The organism is Streptomyces sp. DvalAA-14, assembly GCF_900091855.1.
In the GTDB taxonomy this organism is placed as follows: Bacteria; Actinomycetota; Actinomycetes; order Streptomycetales; family Streptomycetaceae; genus Actinacidiphila.
The window spans coordinates 1-10,161 of the sequence record NZ_FMCH01000585.1; the positions used below are offsets into that span (position 1 = coordinate 1).

Consider the following 10,161-nt stretch of genomic DNA (forward strand, 5'->3'; position numbering starts at 1 on the left):
CGGGATCGGACGCGGACCGCCGCGACCGAGACGGCACGACCCGGCACGTCCCGACCTTCCGGTACGGACCGTGAGCACCGCATCAGTCACAACCGCATCAGACGGGAGCCGTACGTGCTGTTCGAGGTGTGGGCGCCGAACGCCCAGCAGGTGGAGATCCAGATCGAGGGCGGCCGCCACCCGCTCCGCCCCGACCCGTCCCGGGCCGGCTGGTGGCAGGCCGAGCTGCCCGCCGCGGACGGCACCCGGTACGCGTACGTGCTGGACGGCGGCCCGCCGCTGCCCGACCCGCGCTCGCGCCGCCAGCCGGACGGCCCGGACCGGCCCAGCGCGGTGGTCGACCACGCCGCGTTCGCCTGGCAGACCCCCTGGCCGGGCCGCGCGCTGCCCGGCGCGGTCCTCTACGAGCTGCACGTCGGCACCTTCACCCCCGAAGGGACCTTCGACGCGGCGGTGGAGCGGCTCGCCCATCTGTCCCGGCTCGGCATCACGCACATCGAGCTGATGCCGGTCTGCCCCTTTCCCGGCACCAACGGCTGGGGCTACGAGGGCGTGTCCCTGTGGGCGGTGCACGAGCCATACGGCGGCCCGGCGGCGATGAAGCGCTTCATCGACGCGGCGCACCAGCACGGCCTGGGCGTCGTGCTCGACGTGGTGCACAACCATCTGGGGCCCGCCGGCAACCATCTGCCGCCGTTCGGGCCGTACTTCACCGACCGGCACCACACCCCGTGGGGCGACGCGGTCAATCTGGACGCGCCCGGCTCCGACGAGGTGCGGGACTTCCTGATCGGCAGCGCCCTGTCCTGGCTGCGGGACTACCGGCTCGACGGGCTGCGGCTGGACGCGGTGCACGCCCTGGTCGACACCCGGGCGCTGCACTTCCTGGAGGAGCTGTCCACCGCGGTGGACGCCCTGTCGGCGGCGCTGGGCCGCCCGCTGTTCCTGATCGGCGAGTCCGATCTGAACGACCCGCGCACCACCGCGCCCCGCGAGGCGGGGGGTCTGGGCCTGCACGCCCAGTGGAACGACGACTTCCACCACGCCGTGCACACCGCGGTCACCGGCGAGGCCCAGGCCTACTACGCCGACTTCGCCGCGGCCGGTCCCGCCGCGCTGGCCAAGGTCCTCACCCACGGCTTCTTCCACGACGGCAGCTGGTCGTCCTTCCGCGGCCGGCACCACGGCCGCCCGCTGGACACCGCCGAGACGTCCGCGCACCGGCTGCTCGGCTACGCCCAGACCCACGACCAGATCGGCAACCGCGCCATCGGCGACCGGCTGACCCCCGACCAGCTCGGCGCCGCCGCCGCGCTCGTCCTCACCGCGCCGTTCACCCCGATGCTGTTCATGGGCGAGGAGTGGGGCGCCGGCACTCCCTGGCAGTTCTTCACCGACCACGACGACCCCGAGCTGGCCGCGGCCATCACCCGGGGCCGGCGGCGGGAGTTCGCCGAGCACGGCTGGGCCGAGCAGGATGTGCCGGACCCGCAGGACCCGGCCACCCGGAACCGCTCCTGCCTGGACTGGGCGGAGCCGGACAAGGCGGAGCACCGGGAGCTGCTGGAGTGGTACCGGGCGCTGATCGCGCTGCGCCGGGCCGAACCCGCGCTGACCGACCCGCGCCTGGACACGGTGGCGGCGACGGCCGGCGGCCGGACCCTGCTGGTCGCCCGCGGCCCGTTCCGGGTCGTGGTCAACTTCTCCGACGCCCCGGCCCGGGTCCCGCTCGATGCCGGCTGCGCCGTGGTGCTGGCCCGGCCGGACTGCACGCTGCTGCCCGGCCCGCTGGTGTCGCTGCCGCCGCGCGGGGCGGCCGTGCTGCGGACCGAGGGCGCTACGGTGAACGGGTGAAGCGGACCGAGCCCGCCGTCCCGGTGGCAGCGCCCGCCGCGGCGGAGGCAGCGGCCGAGCAGGCCCAGGAGGATCAGCCGGACGAGGAGCTCGCCGACTGCGTGCTGTGCGGCGAGCCCACCGAGTACCCCGCGAGCACGCGGGGCGCGACGCTGTGCCCGGTGTGCGCCTGGCAGGAGGCGCAGCGGACGGCCTGCTCGGGCTGACCGGATCACGGTCCCGCCGACCGGCCCGGCGGCGGCTCAGGTGGTGAGCAGCAGCCGTCGGTTCTCGGTCACGTCGAAGTCCGCCTGCGGATAGGCCGGGTCGATCTCCTCCAGGTGTTCCAGCAGCAGGCGGCTGATCGCCCAGTTCCGGTACCACTTGTGATCGGCCGGGACGAGGTACCAGGGCGCGCTCTCGGTGGAGCAGCGCTCCAGGACGGTCTGGTACGCCTCCTGGTAGGCGGGCCAGCGCTCGCGGTCCTCGACGTCGCCCGGGCTGAACTTCCAGTGCTTGTCGGGGTTGTCCAGCCGTGCCAGCAACCGATCGAGCTGCTCCTCCTTGCTGATGTGCAGGAAGATCTTGACCACCGTCACGCCCTTGTCGGCCAGCGACTGCTCGAAGCGGTTGATCTCGGCGTAGCGGCGCCGCCAGGTGGCAGCCGGCGCCAGATCCTGCACCCGGACGATCAGCACGTCCTCGTAGTGCGAGCGGTCGAAGACGCCGATCTCGCCGGGCAGCGGCAGCGCCTTGCGGATCCGCCAGAGGAAGGGATGGCCGCGCTCCTCCGCGGTGGGCGTCTTGAAGGCGCGCACCCGCAGCCCGCCGGGGTTGAGTCCGGACGCGACGTGCTTGACGGTGCCGCCCTTGCCGGAGGTGTCCATGCCCTGGAGGATCACCAGCAGGCGGCGCCGGTCGCCGGCCACGCTCTGCGCGAACAGCTTCTCCTGCAGTTCGCCGAGCCGGGCCCGCATCTGATCGGTCTCCGCCACACCCTGCTTCTTGCCCTTGGGGCCGCCCGGGGTGGCTCCGGCGTCGTACGCGGCGAGATCGACCGGGCCGCTGTCGGGTGCGACCCGCAGCAAAGTGCGCAGTTCGGCGCCGCGCAGCCCGTGCCCGTGCGCGGACCCGGCCTTGGAGGTGGACTTCGACTTGGCCATGGACACGATCGTGCGCCGGTTCGGCGGGAGCCGCCAGTCACCGGCGGTCAGGTGGTGGAGGCCAGCCGTTCGGCGTCGCGGGCCAGCGCGGTCAGCCGGGACACCGCGCGGAAGTACTTCTTGCGGTAGCCGCCGCTCAGCAGGTCCGCGCCGAACAGCTGGTCGAAGGGCGCCCCGGAGGCCAGCACCGGCACTTCGCGGTCGTAGAGCCGGTCGGCGAGCACCACCAGCCGCAGCCCGGTGGCCTGGTCGGTGATCTGCTCGACGCCGCGCAGGAACACCGCGCCGACCCCGTCGCACAGCGCCCCGTACCGGCTCGGGTGGACGGTGGCCAGGTGCGCGGTCAGGGCCCCGAAGTCGTCGAGCGCCGCGCCGGGCGTGCGGTGCGCCGCCGCGGTGACCTGCTCGTCGGTGTGCGGGCGGGGGGCCTGCGGCAGGCCGCGGTGCCGGTAGTCCTCGCCGTCGATCCGCAGCGAGGTGAAGCGGGCGGACAGCCCCTGGATCTCGCGCATGAAGTCGGCGGCGGCGAAGCGGCCCTCGCCGAGCCGGCCCGGCAGCGTGTTGGAGGTCGCGGCCAGCCGCACCCCGGCGTCGGCGAGCCTGCCCAGCAGGGTGGAGACCAGCACGGTGTCGCCCGGGTCGTCCAGTTCGAATTCGTCGATGCAGACCAGCCGGTGCCCCTGGAGCGCCTGCACGGCCCGCTGGAAGCCGAGCGCCCCGACCAGGTTGGTCAGTTCCACGAACGTCCCGAACGCCTTCTGCTCGCGCGGGGCCGGGGCGGCGTGCCACAGCGAGGCCAGCAGATGCGTCTTGCCGACGCCGTACCCGCCGTCCAAATACACCCCGCCGGGCGCCGCGGCCGCCGGCTCCCGGCGGAACCACCGCTTGCGGCCCTCGGCGGGCCCCTGGCCGAGGGTGGCGGCGAACCGGGTCAGCCAGGTGACCGCGGCGGTCTGGCTGGGCTGCCCGTGGTCCGGCGCGTAGGTCGCGAAGCGCACGCCGTCGAAGCGGGGCGGCGGCACCATGTCGGCCACCAGCCGCGCCACCTCGACCTCGGGCCGGCGGGCGCTGAGGGCTATGGGCCCGGCGGGATCGGGGCCTGGCTCGGACATCGCGGAGGGGGACACGGAAAGCGAGCTTAACGCCTCCGCCGCGGGCCGCCGCCGGGGAGCGGCCGAGGTCAGGCGGCCGGCGTGGGCGGTTCGGCGAGGCCGCGAGTGGGCCGTGGGCGGGCCCTGGACAGGCCGCGGGCGGGACACGCGGCCCGGGGCACCCGCCGGAGGCGTCCGTGCGAGACTTCCGCCATGCAGCGGCTGTTTCCCCGCCCGGGCCCCGGAGCGACCGACGACAGCGCACTGGACGACCCGCTCGGCCTGGCCGACGCCTACGCCTACCCGGCGGACCGGGCGGCCGGTACGCCGTATCTGCGCGCCAACATGGTCGGCTCGCTCGACGGTGCGGCGCGCGCGGAGGGCCGGTCGGCCCCGCTGTCCTCGCCGGCCGACATGCGGGTGTTCGGCACGCTGCGGGCGCTGGCCGACCTGATCCTGGTCGGCGCCGAGACGGTACGCCAGGAGGGCTACCGTCCCGCCAAGGTCCGGGCCGCCTTCGCCGCCCGCCGGGCCGCGGCCGGCCAGCCGCCGGCGGCGGCGATCGCGGTCGTCTCCCGCCGCCTCGACCTGGACTTCAGCGCGCCGCTGTTCACCGCCCCGGCCGTGCCGACCCTGGTGCTGACCGGCGCCGGCGCCCCGGACGGCGCGCTGGCCGCGGCCCGCGCGGCCGGCGCCCGGGTGGTGGTCGCCGGTGAGGGCGACGCCGTGGACCCGGCGCGGGCGGTCCGGGAGCTGGCGGCCCTCGGCTTCACCCGGCTGCTGCACGAGGGCGGACCGCGCCTGCTGGCCCAGTTCGCCGCGGCGGACGTGCTGGACGAGTTGTGCCTGACCCTGTCGCCGCTGCTCACCGGCGGGGAGGCGCCGCGGATCATGAACGGCCCCGCGGTTGCCCCGCCGAGCCGCTTCACCCCGCTGTCGATCCTCGAAGAGGACGGCTTTCTCTTCACCCGCTATGTCCGCTGCTGACCGATATCACCCGGAACGCACCCCGGAAAAAGCGGATGAGGCTGTTCCGCTTGACGCCGCACGGGAAGACTAGAAGCGGTGTCCGGTGAAGTTCGGGGCAAGATGGTTGCTGTGGCGGCCCTTTGGCCGAATAAAGCCGGTGGCCCATGAGAAAGAAGGACGCGTCCGTGTTCACGACCGTACTCATGATCGAGAAGCCGCTCGCCCCCGCCGATGTGGAGATGGTCACCACCCTCCACGGCGACGAACAGGTCTCCTTCGTCGTCCTCATGCAGCCGCGCGGCGACCAGGACCGGCTGCTGCGGGCCGTGGACGACGTCGCGCTGGGCCATCTGGAGGACGCGGCCCGGGAGAACGCCGTTCCGGAGGGCCAGGACGCCTTCCCGCCCGCCGAGCGGGCGCTGGCCTACTCGCTGGAGGCGCTGCGGCAGTCGGGCGCCGAGGCGGTCGGCGAGGTGGTGGAGTCGCACCCGCTGGAGGCCCTGCGCACGGTCGTCGAGCGGACCAAGGCCGACGAGGTGATCGTGCTGACCGCCCCGCACTTCGTGGAGGAGTTCTTCCACCGCGACTGGACCTCCCGGGCCCGGCACAAGGTGGGCGTCCCGGTGCTGAAGCTGTTCGCCGAGCAGGACTGACGCGCGGCGCCGACGCCACCGCGGTGACGTACGGGATGCCCCCGGGGAAGTGCGAGAATCGGTGCCCCGACCCGTAGCTGGACCACCTCCCCGGGAGACCCGCGCATGAGCCCGTCCGTTCCCCCCGCCCTGGACCGACCGCACTTCATCGGCATCGGCGGCGCCGGAATGTCGGGCGTCGCGAAGATCCTGGCCCAGCGCGGGGCGCGCGTGTCCGGCAGCGACACCAAGGACTCCCCGACGGTCGAGGCGCTGCGCGCGCTGGGCGTCACGGTGCACATCGGCCATGACGCGGCGAACCTCGCGCCGGACGCCACCGCGGTGGTCGTCTCCAGCGCCATCCGGGCGCGCAACGCGGAGCTGGCCGCGGCCGAGGAGCGCGGGGTGCCGGTGGTGCACCGCAGTGACGCGCTGGCCGCGGTGATGCGGGATTCCCGCGCGATCGCGGTGGCCGGCACGCACGGCAAGACCACCACCACCTCGATGCTGGCGGTCGCGCTGACCGCCCTCGGCAGCGAGCCGTCGTATGTGATCGGCGGCGAACTGGACGTGCCCGGCTCCAACGCCCGCCACGGCGGCGGCGAGATCTTCGTGGCCGAGGCCGACGAGAGCGACCGCAGCTTCCACGCCTACTCCCCCGAGGTCGCGGTCGTCCTCAACGTGGAGCTGGACCACCACGCCAACTACGCCTCGCTGGAGGAGATCTACCAGTCCTTCGAGACGTTCGTCGGCAGGATCCGCCCGGGCGGCACCCTGGTGGTGTCCGCCGACCAGCCGGGCGCGGTCGAGCTGACCTCCCGGGTCCGCGGCACCGGGACGCTGCGGATCGTCACCGTCGGTGAGGCCGAGGACGCCGACGTCCGGATCGTCCGGGTCAATCCACGCGGCCTGACCAGCGAGGTCACCGTGGTGCTGGACGGCCGGATGACGACCTTCACGGTGTCGGTACCGGGCCGGCACTATGCCCACAACGCGGTCGCCGCGCTCGCCGCGGGTGTCGCGGTCGGCGCCCCGGCCGGGAATCTGGCCTCGGCGCTGTCCCAGTACACCGGGGTGGCCCGGCGGCTCCAGCTCAAGGGCGAGGCGGCCGGCGTCCAGGTGATCGACTCCTATGCGCACCATCCGACCGAGATGGCCGCCGACCTGGCCGCGATCCGCGGCTCGGCCGGGGACGCCCGGGTGCTGGTGGTCTTCCAGCCGCACCTGTTCAGCCGGACCCGGGAGCTGGGCGCGCAGATGGGCGCCGCGCTGGCGGTGGCCGACGCCTCGGTGGTCCTGGACATCTATCCGGCCCGCGAGGACCCGATTCCGGGGGTGACCAGCGAGGTCGTCATCGAGGCCGCGCGGGCCGCGGGCGCAGACGTGACGGCCGGGCACGACACCTCGGCGATCCCGGAGCTGCTGGCAGGAATGGCGAAGGCGGGTGATCTCGTTCTCACCATGGGTGCGGGCGATGTGACCGACCTCGGCCCCCTGATTCTCGCCCGCCTCGACAGCTGAGAGGACCTCCATGTCGTATGAAGTGAACAAGACCGACGAGCAGTGGCGTGCGGAGCTGTCTCCGCAGGAGTACGCGGTCCTGCGCGAGGCCGGCACCGAGCGTCCCTTCGTCGGCGAGTACACCGACACCAAGACCGAGGGCGTCTACTCCTGCCGCGCCTGCGGGGCGGAGCTGTTCCGCTCCGACACGAAGTTCGAGTCCCACTGCGGCTGGCCGTCCTTCTACGACCCGGCCGACTCGGACGCCGTGGAGCTGATCACCGACCGCTCCATGGGGATGACCCGGGTGGAGGTGCGCTGCGCGCGCTGCGGCTCCCACCTCGGCCATGTCTTCGAGGGCGAAGGGTACGACACCCCGACCGACCAGCGGTACTGCATCAATTCGATCTCGCTGAAGATGAGCCCGGCGCAGTAGCGACCGGCCGACAGTGAGCAGCCCGGCGGCCCGGACCTGTCCCAGGTCCGGGCCGCCGCGCGCGTTCCCCGCCCGGCAGGTGGCGGCCGGACGGCCCTCCCGGCCCACCCCGGCGGGCCGGCGGCGGGCCGGTGGCAGACTGGGGCCGTGAGCGACACGACGGCCGACCGGCCGCAACCGCCGGGTCCCGCCGGGACCGGCCCCTTCCAGCCCGACGCCCTCCAGCCCGGCCCCTTCCAGCACAAGGCCGCCGACCGGGACGCCGCGCCGCAGTACGTCCTTCCGCTCGTGGTGCGCATGGAACGCGACGCGCCCCCGCCCCGGACCGACGCGCTGGAGACGGCCGCCCGGGCCGTCCTGACCTTGCTCTCCGACGAACGGGCGACCGCCGAGGACGGCGAGTGGGCCCAGGCGGTACGGGACTGGCAGGACGCCCGGATCCGGAAGGTGGTGCGGCGGGCCCGGGGCACCGAGTGGCGGCGGGCCGAGGCACTGCCCGGTATCACGCTGACCGGCGCCGCCGCCGAGGTGCGGGTCTTTCCGCCGGTGCCGCTGGACGGCTGGCCCAAGGACCTGGCCCGGCTCCAGGTCTCCGGCACCGAACTGGACGACCCCGCTCCGCCGCCGCCCGCCGACCCGGCGCACCCGGCGCTGTGGATGAGCCCGGACGTCGCCATGTCGGCGGGCAAGGCTATGGCGCAGGCCGGGCACGGCGCCCAGCTGGCCTGGTGGGAGCTGTCGGACGCCGAGCGCGAGGCCTGGCGGGCGGGCGGCTTCCCGCTGTCGGTCCGTACGGCCGCGCCCGCCGACTGGGCCCGGCTGATCTCGGCCGGGCTGCCGGTGGTCCAGGACGCCGGCTTCACCGAGGTCGCGCCGGGCTCCTGCACGGTCGTCGCCGACTACCGGGCGCTGCGGCGCGGCTGAGCGGGGAGCGGGGAGCGGCCGGGCAGGTCGAGCAGGTCGGCAAGGCTGAGGCTGCCCGGCCGGGCGGGTCGGCCGGGATCGGCCGGCCCAGCTCGCGGCTCAGGCCAGCCCGGCGACCAGTTCGCCCACCGAACGGCGGCGGCCGGTGTAGAACGGCACTTCCTCCCGTACGTGCAGCCGCGCCTCGGAGGCGCGCAGGTGCCGCATGAGGTCCACGATCCGGTACAGCTCGTCCGCCTCGAAGGCGAGGATCCACTCGTAGTCGCCGAGCGAGAACGACGCGACGGTGTTGGCCCGCACGTCCGGGTAGCCGCGCGCCATCTTGCCGTGGTCGGCGAGCATCCGGCGGCGGTCCTCGTCGGGCAGCAGGTACCAGTCGTAGGACCGCACGAAGGGGTAGACGCTCACGTACGAGCGGGGGGTCTCGTCGGCGAGGAACGCCGGCACGTGCGACTTGTTGAACTCTGCCGGGCGGTGCAGCGCCATGTTGGACCAGACCGGTGCGAGAGCGCGGCCGAGCCGGGTGCGGCGGAAGAGGTTGTACGCCTCCTGGAGCGCGTCGGCGGTCTCGGCGTGCCACCAGATCATCAGATCGGCGTCGGCCCGCAGCCCGGAGACGTCGTAGGTGCCGCGTACGGTGACGTCCTTGGCGGCGAGCTGCTCGAAGAGCTCCTCGACCTCGTCCGCGTAGCCCGCGCGGTCCGCCGGCAGCACCTCGCGCAGCCGGAACACCGACCACAGGGTGTAGCGGATCACGTCATTGATGTCCTTGGCCTTCTTCCCGGCGTTCGGCGCCTTGCCGGGGGCGGAACCTTCCGCGGCGCCCGCTCCGGCGGCGGAATCGTGGGCGGGCTCGTGGGCGTGGGCGGAATTCGCGTCGGTCATGCGGCTATTCTCCCGCGCCGTCCCCGGCCTCCGGCACCAGGGTGGCCAGCACCTCGGCCGCCGCCCGGCGCCCGCTCCCGACGCAGGCGGGGACGCCGACCCCGTCGTAGAGCGCGCCGCACAGCGCCAGGCCCGGCAGCTTGCCGACGTGCTCCCTGATCCGCGCCACCCGGTCCACGTGCCCCACCGCGTACTGCGGCAGTCCGGCCTCCCAGCGGGTGACCCGCGCGGCGACCGGGGCCGCCCGCAGCCCGACCGCCTCGCCGAGGTCCTCCCGGGACAGCCGGACCAGATCGGTGTCGTCCCAGCTCAGGTCCGCCTCGTCGCCGTGGCGGCCGACGGACGTGCGCAGCACGAAGGTGTCGCCGCCGGCCTCGTCGAGCCAGCCCCACTTGTGGCTGGAGAAGGTGGACGCCTTGATCGTCCGGCCGTCGACGGGCGGCACCAGGAAGCCGCTGCTGACCGGCAGGTGCAGCAGGTCCCGGCGGCGGAAGGCCATGGTGACCAGGGCCATGCCGGCGTACTCGACGCCGCTGAGGTCGGCCGCGGCGGCCGGCGACTCGGCGGCGAGCAGCCGGGCGGCGGCGGGCGCGGGGGCGGCCACGACCACGGCGTCGGCGTGCAGCGTCCGGTCCGCGAGGGCGATCTGCCAGCCGTGCGGTCCGGTGCGGCGCAGTTCGCGTACCGGGGCGCCGGTCTCGATGACGGCGCCCGCCGCGCGGCAGGCC

The 10,161-nt window shown here is 74.4% G+C and carries 11 protein-coding genes; 7 read left to right on the plus strand and 4 right to left on the minus strand.

The features are described from left to right. Positions 1–114: 114 nt before the first annotated feature. Both treZ and GA0115240_RS31560 read left to right on the plus strand, forming a co-directional pair. A complete protein-coding gene (gene treZ, locus GA0115240_RS31555) occupies positions 115–1,854 on the plus strand; it encodes a malto-oligosyltrehalose trehalohydrolase (RefSeq protein WP_093742053.1) in 1,740 nt (579 codons plus the stop codon). Beyond that, a complete protein-coding gene (locus GA0115240_RS31560) occupies positions 1,851–2,060 on the plus strand; it encodes a hypothetical protein (protein WP_093742055.1) in 210 nt (69 codons plus the stop codon). Before treZ ends, GA0115240_RS31560 begins: the two co-directional genes overlap by 4 nt. 36 nt (positions 2,061–2,096) lie before the next feature. On the opposite strand, the gene GA0115240_RS31565 is transcribed toward GA0115240_RS31560, so the two are convergent. Further along, complete coding sequence (locus tag GA0115240_RS31565) at positions 2,097–2,996, minus strand: PPK2 family polyphosphate kinase (RefSeq protein WP_093742056.1); 900 nt, start codon at positions 2,994–2,996, stop codon at positions 2,097–2,099. Between the two features lie 47 nt (positions 2,997–3,043). Beyond that, positions 3,044–4,108, minus strand: a complete 1,065-nt coding sequence (gene zapE, locus GA0115240_RS31570; RefSeq protein WP_093742058.1) for a cell division protein ZapE — start codon at positions 4,106–4,108, stop codon at positions 3,044–3,046. A gap of 192 nt (positions 4,109–4,300) precedes the next feature. Here zapE and GA0115240_RS31575 point away from each other — a divergent pair, with 192 nt between their 5' ends. The 5 genes from GA0115240_RS31575 to GA0115240_RS31595 all read left to right on the plus strand — a co-directional run bounded on the left by GA0115240_RS31575 (position 4,301) and on the right by GA0115240_RS31595 (position 8,548). Further along, on the plus strand, positions 4,301–5,074 hold the full coding sequence (locus tag GA0115240_RS31575) for a pyrimidine reductase family protein (protein WP_093742060.1): 774 nt from the start codon (positions 4,301–4,303) through the stop codon (positions 5,072–5,074). Positions 5,075–5,241: 167 nt separating this feature from the next. Continuing rightward, on the plus strand, positions 5,242–5,709 hold the full coding sequence (locus GA0115240_RS31580; protein WP_093742062.1) for an indole-3-glycerol phosphate synthase: 468 nt from the start codon (positions 5,242–5,244) through the stop codon (positions 5,707–5,709). A 105-nt stretch (positions 5,710–5,814) separates the two neighbouring features. Beyond that, on the plus strand, positions 5,815–7,209 hold the full coding sequence (gene murC, locus GA0115240_RS31585; protein WP_093742064.1) for a UDP-N-acetylmuramate--L-alanine ligase: 1,395 nt from the start codon (positions 5,815–5,817) through the stop codon (positions 7,207–7,209). A 10-nt stretch (positions 7,210–7,219) separates the two neighbouring features. After that, the gene (msrB, locus tag GA0115240_RS31590) at positions 7,220–7,624 is read left to right on the plus strand and encodes a peptide-methionine (R)-S-oxide reductase MsrB (RefSeq protein WP_093742066.1); all 405 of its coding nucleotides are present in this window, start codon (positions 7,220–7,222) and stop codon (positions 7,622–7,624) included. A gap of 147 nt (positions 7,625–7,771) precedes the next feature. Continuing rightward, positions 7,772–8,548 carry an aminoacyl-tRNA hydrolase gene (locus GA0115240_RS31595; RefSeq protein ID WP_093742068.1) on the plus strand — a complete coding sequence of 259 codons (777 nt, stop codon included), beginning with the start codon at positions 7,772–7,774 and terminating at the stop codon, positions 8,546–8,548. 99 nt (positions 8,549–8,647) lie between these two features. Here GA0115240_RS31595 and hemQ read toward each other — a convergent pair whose 3' ends face one another. Beyond that, positions 8,648–9,433, minus strand: coding sequence for a hydrogen peroxide-dependent heme synthase (gene hemQ, locus GA0115240_RS31600; protein ID WP_202451939.1), 786 nt, complete (start codon positions 9,431–9,433; stop codon positions 8,648–8,650). Between the two features lie 4 nt (positions 9,434–9,437). Then, on the minus strand, positions 9,438–10,161 hold a 724-nt coding region (locus GA0115240_RS31605; protein ID WP_176725226.1), incomplete at its 5' end, for a protoporphyrinogen/coproporphyrinogen oxidase.

Excerpts from the sequence above, each read along its gene's own strand:
- GA0115240_RS31565 (WP_093742056.1), bottom strand. The coding sequence starts at position 2,996 with ATGGCCAAGTCGAAGTCCACCTCCAAGGCCGGGTCCGCGCACGGGCAC.
- zapE (WP_093742058.1), bottom strand. The coding sequence starts at position 4,108 with ATGTCCGAGCCAGGCCCCGATCCCGCCGGGCCCATAGCCCTCAGCGCC.
- GA0115240_RS31575 (WP_093742060.1), top strand. The coding sequence starts at position 4,301 with ATGCAGCGGCTGTTTCCCCGCCCGGGCCCCGGAGCGACCGACGACAGC.
- murC (WP_093742064.1), top strand. The coding sequence starts at position 5,815 with ATGAGCCCGTCCGTTCCCCCCGCCCTGGACCGACCGCACTTCATCGGC.
- msrB (WP_093742066.1), top strand. The coding sequence starts at position 7,220 with ATGTCGTATGAAGTGAACAAGACCGACGAGCAGTGGCGTGCGGAGCTG.
- hemQ (WP_202451939.1), bottom strand. The coding sequence starts at position 9,433 with ATGACCGACGCGAATTCCGCCCACGCCCACGAGCCCGCCCACGATTCC.